Origin of the sequence: Shewanella sp. MMG014 (assembly GCF_018100775.1) — a bacterium.
GTDB classification, from domain to species: Bacteria; Pseudomonadota; Gammaproteobacteria; order Enterobacterales; family Shewanellaceae; genus Shewanella; species Shewanella japonica.
Genome location: NZ_JAGJDZ010000016.1, coordinates 1 through 15,163, shown reverse-complemented (window position 1 = coordinate 15,163; position 15,163 = coordinate 1). Strand labels below are relative to the sequence as shown.

12 protein-coding genes are annotated in these 15,163 nt (G+C 39.3%); 5 read left to right on the top strand and 7 right to left on the bottom strand.

Annotation, left to right across the window (positions count from 1 at the left end; genetic code table 11):
• Positions 1-7: 7 nt before the first annotated feature.
• On the top strand, positions 8-484 hold the full coding sequence (locus J8L86_RS19730) for a hypothetical protein (RefSeq protein ID WP_211031340.1): 477 nt from the start codon (positions 8-10) through the stop codon (positions 482-484).
• Positions 485-486: 2 nt separating this feature from the next.
• Here the strand turns inward: J8L86_RS19730 and J8L86_RS19725 are convergent, their stop codons facing one another.
• From J8L86_RS19725 to prmB, 6 genes are all read right to left on the bottom strand, one after another.
• Complete coding sequence (locus J8L86_RS19725; RefSeq protein WP_055026124.1) at positions 487-1,032, bottom strand: RNA methyltransferase; 546 nt, start codon at positions 1,030-1,032, stop codon at positions 487-489.
• 9 nt (positions 1,033-1,041) lie between these two features.
• A complete protein-coding gene (locus J8L86_RS19720) occupies positions 1,042-1,317 on the bottom strand; it encodes a YfcL family protein (protein WP_065110652.1) in 276 nt (91 codons plus the stop codon).
• A 3-nt stretch (positions 1,318-1,320) separates the two neighbouring features.
• Positions 1,321-2,463: an ATP-NAD kinase family protein gene (locus J8L86_RS19715; RefSeq protein ID WP_211031339.1), complete on the bottom strand. Its 1,143-nt coding sequence runs from the start codon at positions 2,461-2,463 to the stop codon at positions 1,321-1,323.
• A 74-nt stretch (positions 2,464-2,537) separates the two neighbouring features.
• Positions 2,538-3,719, bottom strand: coding sequence for an MFS transporter (locus J8L86_RS19710; protein ID WP_065110654.1), 1,182 nt, complete (start codon positions 3,717-3,719; stop codon positions 2,538-2,540).
• Positions 3,720-4,814 carry a chorismate synthase gene (gene aroC / locus J8L86_RS19705; RefSeq protein ID WP_055026128.1) on the bottom strand — a complete coding sequence of 365 codons (1,095 nt, stop codon included), beginning with the start codon at positions 4,812-4,814 and terminating at the stop codon, positions 3,720-3,722.
• 38 nt (positions 4,815-4,852) lie between these two features.
• Complete coding sequence (gene prmB / locus J8L86_RS19700; protein ID WP_055026129.1) at positions 4,853-5,797, bottom strand: 50S ribosomal protein L3 N(5)-glutamine methyltransferase; 945 nt, start codon at positions 5,795-5,797, stop codon at positions 4,853-4,855.
• Positions 5,798-5,877: 80 nt separating this feature from the next.
• Between prmB and smrB the strand changes: the two genes are divergently transcribed.
• Complete coding sequence (gene smrB / locus J8L86_RS19695) at positions 5,878-6,402, top strand: endonuclease SmrB (protein ID WP_065110656.1); 525 nt, start codon at positions 5,878-5,880, stop codon at positions 6,400-6,402.
• Positions 6,403-6,495: 93 nt separating this feature from the next.
• Here smrB and sixA read toward each other — a convergent pair whose 3' ends face one another.
• Positions 6,496-6,969, bottom strand: coding sequence for a phosphohistidine phosphatase SixA (gene sixA / locus J8L86_RS19690; RefSeq protein ID WP_055026131.1), 474 nt, complete (start codon positions 6,967-6,969; stop codon positions 6,496-6,498).
• Between the two features lie 179 nt (positions 6,970-7,148).
• On the opposite strand from sixA, the gene J8L86_RS19685 reads away from it, so the two are divergent.
• The 3 genes from J8L86_RS19685 to J8L86_RS19675 form a co-directional block, all read left to right on the top strand.
• A complete protein-coding gene (locus J8L86_RS19685; protein ID WP_231919240.1) occupies positions 7,149-9,962 on the top strand; it encodes an insulinase family protein in 2,814 nt (937 codons plus the stop codon).
• Positions 9,963-10,237: 275 nt separating this feature from the next.
• Positions 10,238-14,527, top strand: coding sequence for an EAL domain-containing protein (locus J8L86_RS19680; RefSeq protein WP_211031338.1), 4,290 nt, complete (start codon positions 10,238-10,240; stop codon positions 14,525-14,527).
• An 82-nt stretch (positions 14,528-14,609) separates the two neighbouring features.
• On the top strand, positions 14,610-15,163 hold a 554-nt coding region (locus J8L86_RS19675), incomplete at its 3' end, for a hypothetical protein (RefSeq protein WP_211031337.1).

Genomic DNA, 15,163 nt, shown 5'->3' with positions numbered 1-15,163 from the left:
AATAACAATGAATCAGCAAATACATCAAGCGTATCTAGGCGAACTTTATGGCATTGCCTTTTTTACGTTATTTAAAAATATTGAAGAAGACGCCACGCGTATTGCGTTGTGGGATAAATTAATTGAAGTTGAAAGCATCACTGCGGAGATACTGTTGTCTCACTTATTAAAACAACCTGAGACATATCCCTTTGACGTGGTAACCATGACTGAAAAAGGTCAGCAAGATGCACGCAAGTGGCTACACCTTCCCTTGGAAGAGTTATTAAAAACACTTTATGATTGGGCTAAACCCTACGAGCAAGAATACCGTGACTGGCAAGCCTCTGCGACAGAGCATCAATCAATCATGACTATCATCGCACAACATGAAACAGCCATTTTGAACTGTTTTTCAGCTGAATTACAACAAAAAAATGGCCAAGAATATCTTGACCATTATTTAGAAAACACCCAATTATTATCTAGCATCAAAAGAGGCTGAAGTTACTTCAACCATTTTTTGACTTTAGTTCGATTATTGTTATCTCGGCTTTCTTTAATCAGTTCATCATCTGCTGTCACTTGAGCACTTTTCGATAAACGATCATAAAGCAACACATTGACTGAGGCCGCAAGGTTCATACAACCAACAGTTGGCACATAAACCACCTCATCCGCAGCATCAATAATTTGCTGCGGTATGGTGCCATCCTCAGGACCAAAAATATAAAAGGCATTTTGAGGATGTTCAAATAAAGGCAATGGCGTTGCGCCAACAACAAGATCAACACAGACCAACTTACTGTCTTCAGGTACTTGTTCCAGCAATGATTCAACGCGAGTTAATGGAATGGTTTTAGCTGCATTTTTAGTATCAACGTCATACTGAGCCTCACCTGAACGGGCCGCTAATTCATATCTATTTCCGGTATAGAAAACTGAATTAGCTTGATAACAACCAGCCGCGCGCATGATGCCACCTACATTTACTGGCGTTTTAGGGTTAACAAGGCCAATCATGGCACTGTGCTTTTGAATAGATTCAGTCATGCCTTTTGCTTATTTAATTTCACTGATAATTTGACGCAATTGTTGCCAAGCCGATTTTACCAGTTCAAAGTCAGCGGTTTCTAATTCATCATCAGCCAATCCCAAGCAATCTACCATTTTTTCGTCAAGCGACTCTAAACTTGTAGATTGTTCCTGTTCCAGTTGAGACAAGACGACAGCGATGTGACCTTGTAGGTATCCACAGGCAAATAAGGCATCATCATCGCCATTAGCAACCGTATTTTCAATCCACCCTTCTAATGCTGCATCATACTTCTCTAACATGGTCTAACTCTCCAATAAATCTGGGTTGGCAACTTGGTACATCACGTAATCATGATATCCAGTGGTAATTTTATAATAACCACTTAATGCACTATCTAATTCTGGGTCGCCACTATCCACAATTAATGGCCTTCCTTCAAGTGCTTTTAACTTAGTTTTTGTCGCAAGAATAATTATATTGTCTTTTCCTATCCGTTTTATCAGTTCAGGAGACAATTGCTGATTACCCCGTCCTAGAATATGTCCTTGCCCACCAATCAAGGTGATCACTAATTTCGTCGGCTTATTTTGGGTCAGTTCGAGTAATTGGTTTGCAGTAACATCACTGGCAACGATCTGCTGCTCATGAATAACATCAACACCCAATAAGGTGTTATCTAAATTAAGCTCTTCCATAACTGCTGCCACAGTGGAGCCACTGCCGATGATATATAACTCATCTTCCATTTGATTTATAACATCTGCTGCGATATCAGCTAATACAAGCTCATCGACTTCTTTGCCGCCCATTTTTACCGCTTGGATATATCGTGGCTCTGCAGGAACGAGCATTTCACCAAATCGTTTGGCTTTTACCGTTCCTTTTCTGAATGCTTCTTCGTCAATATCCATCACATCAGCGCTCATCAAACTCACTAACTCACCTTGAAGTAGCATGCTCACGACAACCCCTGCAGCGTTAGGGGTAATTGCGTACACTCCGGAATGGATTTTTACTCCAGCAGGCACGCCTAAAACAGGTAATGAGTCATCAACGACTGAATAAATATCTCTAGCAGTGCCATCGCCACCAGCAAACAGTAACAAGTCGAGTGATTCATCTTGCAATGCTTTTACAGTTTGCTTGGTATCCGTTGCAGAGGTGTTGTTATTACTACTCCCTGGTGATATCTGATGAACACACTTGACCGAAAAGCCTAATTCAAGTGCTAAAGTTTCGCCCATATCACCACTGGCGGTCACAATATCAATTTGTTCGCTAAAGGGCTTTATGACAGTTAATGCTTGCTTCATTCTCAATCCGGCTTTAGCTTCAGCCCCTCTTGAGATCGCCAGCTCTGCCACATTATCAGACCCCTTTAACCCAACACTGCCGCCTAAACCTGCTAATGGGTTAATAATTAAACCTAACCGAAAATGCTTCACTGCATACAATCCTTTCATTTATATCTAAGCTGGGCGATAAAGCCCTTTCTTTATCACCCTTTGCTCATCACTTTCTATGGGTTAATACTGTCACTTTTTATAATGGGTTTAGGCTCAGTAATCGCTAACGCTGCAATGAGTGATAACCCTGCACACGCTGCGGCAAAAAACCAAGTATGGGTTGAGCCTGAGCCATCCCCCCAAATAACGCCACTTATCCAAGTGCCAATTGCGCCACCTAAACCAAAACTCAAACTGGCATATAGCGCTTGGCCTTTACTGCGGTGGGCAATGTCAAAATTGCGATGAATAAACTGGATTGAGGCCGCATGGGTTAACCCAAATGTAAAGGCATGCAACGCCTGACTCAATGAGAGTAAAGCAATATTATCCACACCATATGCTAACAAAACCCATCTTAATACCGTTAACAAGATACTGACGAGTAGAAGTAATTTAACCCCAAATCGACCTAATAACCTCGGCGCCAACATGAACATTAAAATTTCAACGACAACACCTAAAGCAACAAATAAACCGGCAACGCCCTCTGAATAACCAGCCTGTTTTAAATACAATACAAAAAAGCCATAAAATGGCCCGACACTCATTTGAAGTAAAATGGCTGAAATAAGAAACCATACAACTGCAGAAGATAATTTAAGTGGTGGTCTTGGTGCTGAACTTGACAGTTTGACGCGATTACTCGGCAGAGCCATGGCACAAATAAACATGCCGATAAATAATACCATTCCAAGCGCTGGCACAATCTCAGCGCCAAATTCACCAATAGCAAATCCTGCTGCAATCACCAAGCATATATAACCGACACTTCCCCAACTTCTAATTGCACCGTAACGATGAGATTCATCGCCTAACGACTCTAATGTAATCACCTCTAGCTGAGCTAAAATTGCATTCCAAAAAAAAGTATAAATCATCAAACTGATGGCAAGGTAAGTCAAATTGCCATCAAAGAAAAAACTGACATAAGTGATAGCCGCTGCCGCTGAACCAAACTTGACTAGCTCTGAACGCATTCCAGTTCTGTCAGCAACCATTGCCCAAACATTAGGTGCAACAATCCGTGTTCCCATCAATATCGCCATAAGAAAGCCGATTTCTTGCGCGTTAAAGCCACGGTTATCAAAAAAGACACCGAGATATGGAACCATTAAACCGAGAATTGAAAAAAAGAAAAAGTAACAAGCGCTGAGCCAACGGGCGTTGGGCTCAGCAGATACAGCGTTGGGCATTTATTTCATACCAATAACAGGAGTTTGTGAAACAACATCTTGGTTTTGAGCGCGATGACGAAGTAAATGATCCATTAACACAATTGCTAACATGGCTTCAGCGATAGGCACAGCGCGAATGCCTACGCATGGGTCATGACGGCCTTTGGTAACAACATCAGCAGTTGTGCCTTGTGCAGTCATGCTTTGTCCCGGTACTGAAATACTTGAAGTCGGTTTAAGAGCAATGTGCGCCACTATCGGCTGACCTGAAGAAATACCGCCTAATACTCCACCAGCATGATTTGATTCAAACCCTGCAGGTGACATTAAATCACGTCCTTCAGACCCTTTTTGGGTTACCACACCAAAACCATCACCAATCTCAACGCCTTTAACTGCATTAATCCCCATTAGAGCATGAGCTATATCGGCATCCAGTCTATCGAATACTGGCTCACCTAAACCTACTGGTACACCTGTCGCTGCAACAGTGATTTTAGCGCCAACAGAGTCACCTGACTTTTTCAAATCACGCATATATTCATCAAGTTGCTCTAATTTTGATGCATCAGGGAAAAAGAATGCGTTTTGTTCTACTTCGTTAAGATCAACCGATTCTGCACTGATTGGGCCCAGTTGCGACATATAACCATTAATCTCAATGCCATGGACCTGCTTGAGGTATTTTTTCGCAACCGCACCAGCAGCAACCCGCATGGCTGTTTCACGGGCTGAAGAGCGCCCACCACCACGGTAATCACGTAAACCATACTTTTGTTGGTAGGTATAATCTGCGTGACCTGGGCGGAACAGATCTTTAATGTTTGAATAATCTTGACTACGTTGATCGGTATTTTCAATCAATAAACCAATGGATGTCCCCGTGGTTTTGTCTTCAAATACCCCAGACAAAATACGCACTTCATCAGGTTCACGTCTTGCGGTTGTATAACGAGAGGTACCAGGGCGACGACGGTCTAGATCGCGTTGCATGTCTTCAACAGTTAATTCAAGACCTGGTGGGCAACCATCAATAATACAACCTAATGCAACACCATGACTTTCACCGAAAGTCGTTACGACAAAATTCTGACCTATGCTATTTCCTGACATGCTATCTGCTTACCTCAACGTAATTCATTTAATCGTTATTATTCACTATCTTTATAGATGGCGAAAAGTGATTCATTTTCAACTAGCTGGTCGTAGGTGAGAACAAATACGCCATCGCCGCCAAATTCAAATTCAACCCAAGTGAAAGGAACATCAGGGAATTGCTCAATTAAATGGACCATTGAGTTACCCACTTCGACTACTAATAACCCATCTGGAGTCAAATAGTCAGCCGCGTTCGCTAAAATACGCTTAGTTAAATCTAAACCATCACGGCCAGATGCTAAACCAATAGCAGGCTCATGATGGTACTCATCAGGCATATCACCAATGTCTTGTTCATCTACGTATGGTGGATTAGATACGATCAAATCGTATTGTGGCCCTTTAGGAATCGCTGAGAAAATATCTGATTGAATCGGGAATACGCGGTCAAGTACATTTAACGATTCAATATTAATTTGCGCAACTTCTAAGGCATCTTCACTAATATCAAGTGCATCGACCTCAGCATCTTCAAATGCATAAGCACAAGCTATCGCAATACAGCCGCTTCCGGTACATAAATCCATCACACGATTAACAGGTTTATTGTATAACCAAGGACTAAAGCCATTGTTGATCATTTCAGCAATGGGTGAACGAGGCACTAATACTCGTTCATCAACATAGAACTCTAAATCAGCAAAACGCGCTTTATTCGTTAGGTATGGCACAGGTAAGCGCTCACGAACACGACGAATAATTAATTCAACGATTTTGTGTTTTTCGCTACTGGTTAAATTTGAATTTACCACCTGTTGGCCAATCTCTTCAGGAAGGTGTAATGCATGAAAAACCAAAGAAATCGCTTCATCCCACGCGTTATCAGTTCCGTGCCCATAATAAATGTTCGCATCATTAAAACGGCTAACAGCCCAACGCAACATATCGCCAACGGTTCTTAATTCGGTGACAGCTTCATCTACAAAGATTTTATCCAAAACATAACTCCTGAAAAATTGTTCCTGACCATTGTAACTGAAGTCTATTAAGATGACCTAGAATTCAATACAATAGCGCCATGAATAAAGAAAATAATCCCGACTTTGCACTGTTTTCAGAGCAATTTGGCGGTATTAAGCCGTTAAATCAAGACAAACATCATTTTAAACAGTCGGTCAAATCCAAACAACAAGTCGAAGTAAAAGAACAGCAGGTTTATGCTGACAGTTACTTTTCGGATAATTATCAACCTATTTTGCCTGTTGAAGGTCCAATGCGTTGGCTAAACGACAACGTGGATAAAATTGAGCTCAAGCGTTTAAGACGTGGAGATTATCAACCGGACCTGCTACTAGACTTACATGGTATGCGCCAAGCAGAAGCCAAACTTGAACTAGCTGCATTATTGCAAGCTTGTGTCAAACAGCGCGTACTTTGCTGTTGTGTTATGCATGGTTATGGCTCGGGTATTTTAAAACAACAACTGCCGATGTGGTTGGCTCAACATCCTAAAGTCAGCGCCTTTCATCAAGCACCTAAAGAATGGGGAGCAGACGCAGCATTATTGGTCTTAGTGGATATTGATGACAATACTAAAGGGTAATCAAACGAATCTGAAAGATTGGCTGTGCAAACATTAGTGACGGCATGTAACAAAAATGGCAGCGGTCGCTGCCATTATTTATGATAACTCAGTTTAAGCACTCATTTGCGCAGGTGTTTGCATTAAATCAAAGTGACCACCATGCTCATTACGCTCAATAGATGCTATCGCTGAAGTCGCAAAAATGGGCGGTTCCATACCAGCAACTAGCTCGCTAACCATATAACCTAAAATAGGCATGTGAGCGATAACTAACACTTTTTTTGCTTGGTAATGTTCGGCATAAGCCAAAATCGCATCAACGGCAATTTGTGGGCTACCCGAAGGGGTAATGTCGTCCAGTACTAACCATTTGTTTGGCTCAGGCAAATGTTTTGCCACCTCTTGCCACGTTTGTTGTGCTCGTAGATAAGGGCTAACAATAACTAAGTCCACACTGCTGACTTTTTCCGTTAACCAATTCGCCATTGCGTTAGATTGAGTTCGACCAAGTTGTGATAGCATTCTTTCTCTATCGGACGGTGCATCGAAACCCGCTTCACCATGTCGCATTAAAAATAGCTGCATACTTCTCTCGCTACTCATTATTATTGTGTTTATAGGTTAATTGTAGCCTTAAATAACTCATCCACAAAGAAACAATGAAGGATATTTAATTAGTCTTTAGTCGATATTTTCATTAGTTATTTGCTAAAAAGCCGCAACGAGATCAATATATAGCTAGCCTTCTTATCTGGAGCATCATCTTGACCATAAAACCAGACATCGAATTAAAAACTGTAGACAACATAATAACAAGTCCAAATGACCACCGACATTATCGTCATGTCGTATTATCAAATGGATTAAAAGTCTTACTTGTAGAAGATAAAACAGCAACCCAAGCTGCTGCTTCGATGACCGTGTCTGTCGGCCACTTTGACGATCCTGTTTCACGCCCTGGTATGGCACATTTTCTTGAGCACATGTTATTTTTAGGCACTGAAAAGTTTCCTGATTCAGGTGAATACCATCAATTCATCAATCAGCATGGTGGTTCAAACAACGCATGGACTGGCACAGAACAAACAAACTTTTTTTACAGTATCGACGCAGAGTATTTCGAAGAATCTCTTGATAGATTCAGCCAGTTTTTTATCGCACCCAAGTTTGATTTAGAACTAGTCGACAGAGAAAGGCATGCCATAGATTCAGAATACAGTCTTAAATTAAAAGATGACATTAGACGGGTTTATCAAGTTCAAAAAGAGTCTATTAATCCTCAGCATCCATTCAGTAAATTCTCCGTGGGGAATTTACAAACCTTAGCAGGCGATGAAGCAGAAGTGCGTCAAGAGTTACTCGACTTTTACCGTTCTAAATACAGCGCCAACATCATGACCTTATGCTTGGTATCTCCACACTCTCTTGATCAACAAGCACAATATGCGCAACATTTTTTTGCCAGCATTGTAAACCGTAACCTTACATCCAGTTATCCAGATACCGCATATTTGACTGACAATCAGCGACTTACCCATATCAACATTTCCCCGGTAAAAGACCAGAAAAGGCTGAACATCAGTTTTGCGCTACCCTCAATTGAGCAATTTTATAAGCGTAAACCACTCACTTTTATAAGTCATTTACTGGGTAATGAAAGCCCAGGAAGTTTGTTGTCATATTTAAAAGAGCAAGGTTTTGCTAATAACTTGTCTGCTGGAGGTGGCGTCAATGGCTATAACTTCAAAGATTACAGCATTAGTATCCAACTCACTGATAAAGGTTTAGAACAACTTGATACCATTATCGAGTGCACGTTTGAATATATAAAACTAATCACTACTGATGGAATTGAATCATGGCGTTATCAAGAGCGAGCCAGCTTGTTAGCCACAGCATTTAAATATCAAGAACAAATCAAGGCGCTCGATCTGGCCAGTCATTTAAGCATCAATATGCAGCACTATGATATCGAAGACGTCGTATACGGCGATTATCGTATGGATGCAATGCATGCAGACGAGACTCTCGCGCTATTGGCATTGTTATCTCCTGACAACATGAGAACACAATTAGTTTCCAAAGAAGTGAGCACTAACCAGCAAGCACAATGGTACTTTACCCCCTACTCTGTTGAAAAAATTCCAGCAGAAAAAATTGCACAATGGGGAAAAGTAACCCCAAGGAAAGCGCTAACGCTTCCCACTAAAAATCCATTCATAGTCGATAACCCAACATCAAGAGTAGAGCACAGTGAAAGTGATGTACCACTAGTGGTTGCAGAAGATGCAGGATACAGAATTTGGCACCGAAAGGACGATGAATTTAATGTCCCCAAAGGCCATATCTTTTTGTCATTAGATTCTGAAAATGCAAGCCCAACACCTAAACACGCAGCATTAACCAGACTTTATGTTGAAATGGTATTGGACTACATGACTGAGGCCACTTATCAAGCTGAGGTCGCAGGACTAAATTACAATATTTACCCTCACCAAGGAGGGATCACTCTGCACTTAACAGGTTTCACCGGTAACCAAGAAACACTACTAGCATTGGTTATTGAAAAGGCTAGAGAAAGAAACTTCACACAAGATCGGTTTAAGCTAATTAAAAAACAACTACTCAGAAGCTGGACTAACGCCTCACAAGCTAAGCCGATAGCGCAATTATTTACCAGCTTAACGGTCACCTTACAAAAACGTTCCTATGAGCCTGCTCGCATGGCAGAGATGCTTGAGGACGTCACTCTCGATGAGCTTCACAACCACGTCAGCGCGTTTTACGAGAAAATATACGTAGAAGGTCTTGTTTACGGTGACTGGTTAGTTAACGAAGCCCAACAACTCGCTAAACGGTTAAAACAAGTATTGTCACTTGTCACTAAACCCAGTTCAGAATCGAGTAGAGAACTAATAAATATTGCAGGGCAAGGGACGTTATTACGTGAACTATCGGTTGAACATCAAGACAGTGCCATTATTGTTTATTACCAATCTAGTGACACTTCTGCTCATAAAGTAGGCTTATTTAGTTTGCTTAACCACACAATGTCGTCTACTTTTTTCCATGAGCTTCGTACAGAAAAGCAACTCGGTTATATGGTCGGAACGGGATATCTGCCACTCAATCGCCATCCAGGGATGATATTCTACATACAATCACCAACCACAGGTCCAAGAAACCTGCTTGAAGCCATTGATGAGTTTATTGCAGACTTTAATTATGCAGTGATGCAGATAACGAAAGAACAATGGGAAGCGACAAAGCTTGGCTTAATCAATCAAATACTTGAAAAAGATGCCAACTTAAAAAGCCGCAGCCAACGTTATTGGGTCTGTTTGGGCAATCGAGATTACGACTTTAAGCAAAGGGAAAGAGTCGTTGAAGAGATTAAAAAGTTCACCCGAGCAGATCTCATCAAGTTTATTGTTACCAATATGCGCAGCAAGCATAGCGATAGATTAGTGATGTTCAATGCTGGAGAACAACATGATCATCTTGACCCCTTGCCTACAGCGACGAAAATTACTGACTTAAAAGGTTTTAAAGCGCAAGCAAATAAATTTGAGTTTTAGAGGGGCGACTGTCGAGCATAAATTTTATTACAACTTTTACAAAGTATTTAAATCGACAGATAAAACAGCGAAATAAACCGATTTTTAGCAGTAAAACAGTGATAATTGCGTAAAAGTTAAACGAGTAAGCACTTGCGTAGTATAAAAAAAGTACAACCGTAAAAAATATTTATTTTATTTACACTTACGATTTTTTGACAAAGTATTAACTTTCTGAAAAAGTGGAGTATTACCTTGAATAATTCTCGAATACAAAAGACAAAAGTATACTTTATATGCAATTACTAAGACAGTTGTTAATTTGTACAACTCTTTTAATCCAAAGCTTTTTGGGTTTAGCTTTGGCTGATTCAGGGACAAATTATGAACTATTGCTTAATTCAACCAGTTATAATGTCGATGATGGCTTATCTCAATCGACCATAACGAGCATAGTAGAAGATAGTAAGGGCTATGTCTGGTTAGGAACCGTTAATGGCCTAAATCGATTTGATGGTAAAAATTTTAGGCACTTTTTTGCAGAAGATGGTATTTCGAACTTACCCAGCTCCTTCGTCAAAACCCTTTTCATTGACGAAAATGACAGATTGATTGTTGGAACGAACAAAGGCTTAGCTGTTTTTGATGAAGACTCTGAATCATTTACACCAGTATTAATAGAAAACAAACCCATTAATGAACCAATTTGGTTTATTTCTGACTTATCCCAAGGCATAGCGTTAGGTTTAAATAATAAGATACTAATCCTTAACAAAGGACTAACACGAGTAATATGGGGATTTGAAAGCGAAGCACTGCAAGAAGTAAAAAGAATTATTGAACTAGATAACTCATTTTACATTAGAAATTATGTAGGGAATGTTTTTGAGTTAACTGATAATGACCTAGCAGTAATAGAAACCAACTCAAATGACATTAGCTTACTAAATGAAGAAATAATAATATCTACTAAAAATGGTTTATACAGTTATAAGAATGATAAAAAGTCACTTTTTTCAAACCTAGAACTTACTTATTTAGAACAGTCAAAAGATCAAATGGAGATTACTTCTATTGTAGGCTCCGATATTGTTAAGGTCTCTAAAGAACTCAATATTGAACATGTAGGATTTATTAGTCTAGAAGGGTCAATTAAACGACCTATTATTAAAGAAACGAAATCTGCAATATTTATTGCTGATGTTAACTTAGGTTTAATTGTAGTTGATAGAAGCCGAAATTTAATAAAAAATTCAAAACTTCATACGAGTAACATTTGGTCAATTACTAAAAACAGTGAAAATATATTTATAGCGTTAGATAGTTCAATTATTAAAGTGTTAGACAAAAGCCTAAATGAAGTTAACACAATTGACTTAAAAAACATCGACGGCCCTAAGTCTATAAAATTATTAAATAACTCACTTTATGTGGGTACTATAAATGGCTTAGTTAAAGTTGATTTATCCTCATTAGAACAATCTAAAATATCCGATTATCAAATCACTAATGTCACTAGTGATGAAAAAAACAATGAAATATATGCAGCAACGATAGATGGAAATGTATTTACTTTTGTAAATGATGTAGAAGTTAACTCTATATCGACTGAAGAGAGATACCCCATTTTTGATATTGAAAAGCAAGGAAATACATTTTGGATAGCATCTCAAGGAGGCTTGTTCAAAATAACTAAAAATGGTACTGAAAAAATATATAGTAAAAATATGGTTACCAGCCTAGCTTTAGATGGAAATGATTTACTATTCGGAACAAGAAACTCATTACTTCGTTTATCGACAACGACTCTATCACTTGACGAAATTTACAAAAATAATAAATTAATTTATTCAATTGAAGCGTTTGATAATTTTATTGTTTCTTCATCTGCCAGTGAAATTAATATTACAAACAAAATCAACTCTAAGAACATAACAGTTTCAACTAAGCACGGTGCTCAAGGTGATTATAACTCTCAAGGTTCTATTGTTTTAGGGAGCACCTCTCTATTCAGTGGCTCTAACGGGTTGAGTATTATAAACCCTACAGAAATATACCAAGAAATAATTAGTATAGACTCTACTAACGTTGCATTAAATGACTTTCAATTATTTAACGTATCAGAAAAGGTTGGCGGAAAAATATTAACTCAACCAATTAATAAACAAAAAAATATCACCCTGAAATATTCTGATTATCCTTTTTCATTTACATTTATTGCCCCAGGGAAATCATTAGATGACTTTACATTTTACTATCAGATGGAAGGTTTGAATGATGACTGGTTACCCTCACAAAGTACTAATTCAGCAACATACACAAATCTCTCGGCCGGTGAGTATAATTTTCATGTATACGCGCTTAACAACCTGTCAGAGAAACGAGGCGAAACAAAAACAATTACAGTAACAGTAACACCACCGTGGTATTACTCTTTTGAAGCTAAACTAACCTATACACTTCTGTTTTTACTATTTTTATTAGTCGTATCTAAAATTCTTTTACGTCGCCGAGAAATTCAAAAACAGATAGCACTCAGTGAAGAACGCCTAAAACTGTCTCTGTGGGGAAGCGGCGATGAAATGTGGGATTGGGATATTGAAACGGGCGAAATTTACCGTTCTAATATTTGGGGAACGCTTGAGTTTCCGCAAGATGGTCGACGCTCAGGTAAACCCGGTGAAGAAAGTAATATCCACCCTCTTGATCAACAGCGCGTCAAAACTGCGTTAAATGATCATTTCAAAGGGCTTACAGATCACTTCGAAGTCACTTACCGAGTTAAAAGTCGCGAAGATTTATGGATGTGGATCCTCGATAGAGCCAAGATTGTTGAAAGAGACCACAAAGAAAACCCTGTTCGAATGACAGGTACGATCAAAAACATCAATAATTTAAAACAAACCGAAGAACAATTACGTTTATTTGAGCGAGCCATTGAAAACATCTCTGAAGGCATGTTTATTCTTGATGAAAAGTACCGTTTTGTCGAAGTTAATGATGCCTGTTGTGTGTTAACAGCGCAGCCTCGAGAAGAGTTTATAGGCCAGCTATTTACCTTCGGTCGTTACCCAGAGTCATACTCTAACCAAGTGCATGCCTCATTATCTCAGCAAGGTTGCTGGAATAACGAATTAGAAGCTGATAGAGGAGACGGTAGTCACTTCTTAATGGAACTTACCGTTGACGCGATTTATAACGAACAAGGTGAAACAACTCATTATGTTGGAGTGTTCTCTGATATTACTCGTCGTAAACAGCAAGAAGAAGAGCTACGTAAATTAACCAATAGCGACTTATTAACTGGATTACCAAATCGTTCAAGCCTGCAAGTTACACTGAATAATTTGGTTAAAAAAGATATCCATCACACGTTAATGGTTTTGGATTTGGATAACTTTAAGCGAATAAACGACTCGTTAGGGCATCAGATCGGTGATGAGTTGTTAGTTGATGTTGCCAAGCGTATTCAAAACAATGTTCCTAAGCACGTTAGTCTTTATCGACTTGGTGGTGATGAATTTGCAATATTAGTTGATCAAAACCCTGATATCGGCTCTTGTGCTGCTATAGCATCTAGAATAATAGATTCATTAAAAGAAGAATTTAAAATTGATAGAGAGTCCTTAGTGGTTGGCCTCAGTATTGGTATTGTGCTGTATCCAGAGGATGAGCAAAATGAGCAAGCACTATTAAGAAAAGCCGATATTGCGATGTACCACGCGAAATCTGGCGGCGGCAATCGTTATCAGTTTTACTCAGAGTCTTTAAACCAAAATGCACTTCGACAGTTAGAAGTTGAAAATCTCATTCGCGAAGGCTTAAAAGAAGACCTATTTGAGGTTTACTATCAACCCAAGGTCGATTTGAAAAATGATAACCTTGTTGGAATGGAAGCACTAGTTCGCTTAGTTCACCCAGACTTTGGCGTTATCTCTCCCAACGAATTTATTCCGTTAGCAGAAGAGAATGGGTTGATTGTTGAGATTGGTGACTTAGTGCTCAGAAAAGCCTGCTTTGCAGCACAAAAATGGCGTGAACAAGGCATCTTCACAGGCCGTGTCGCAATTAATCTATCTTCTAGGCAGTTTGCCCTACCAGATCTGCAACAACGCATTTCAACGGTATTACAGCTAACTAAATTACCCGCTTGTCATTTAGAGCTAGAGATCACTGAAAGCACCATTATCAAAAACCCTGAAAATGCTATCAAAGTTATGAATCAACTTTCTAAAATGGGCGTGACCTTGGCACTTGATGATTTTGGTACTGGTTATTCCTCTTTGTCTTATTTAAAACGATTCCCGATCCACTGTCTAAAAATTGACAAGTCATTTGTCGATGATATTAGTAAATCAGATCGCGATCTTAAAATGGTCGACAGTATTATTACCATTGCTCATAACATGGGGCTATCTGTCGTAGGTGAAGGTGTCGAGGACGATGCCCAACTCAATATACTCAAAGCACTCAAGTGTGAAGAGATACAAGGCTACATATTCAGTAAACCTGTTCCAGAAAAAGATTTTACAGAATTACTCAATATCAATTTCGATAAGCAGGAATTAAAAGCACAACAAAGTTAACATTGGCACAACAAGTGCAACTAGCAGTTCAGACGTCAAATAAAAAACTTTTTTATTAACCCTGAACTGAGAGATTAATACAATGATTAACGGAATTATCGTAGCTGCACTTTTAACATCAACTCCTGCTGCTAATGTTACAACGGAAGTAAATGTTAATAACTTAAACCAAGCAAACAATATTGCTGGTAACCCTTACATCAAGTTCTCAGACACTAATGCACAAGTCGCTGGAAACCCTTATATCAAGTTCTTAGGCACTAATGCACAAGTCGCTGGTAACCCTTACATCAAGTTCTCAGACACTAATGCACAAGTTGCTGGCAACCCTTACATCAAGTTCTTAGACACTAATGCACAAGTTGCTGGAAACCCTTATATCAAGTTCTTAGGCACTAATGCACAAGTCGCTGGTAACCCTTACATTAAGTTCTCAGACACTAACGCACAGGTAGCTGGCAACCCTTACATCAAGTTCTCAGACACTAATGCACAAGTCGCTGGTAACCCTTACATTAAGTTCTCAGACACTAACGCACAGGTAGCTGGCAACCCTTACATTAAGTTCTCAGACACTAACGCACAAGTTGCAGGTAACCCTTATATCAAGTTCTCAGACACTAACGCACAAGTTGC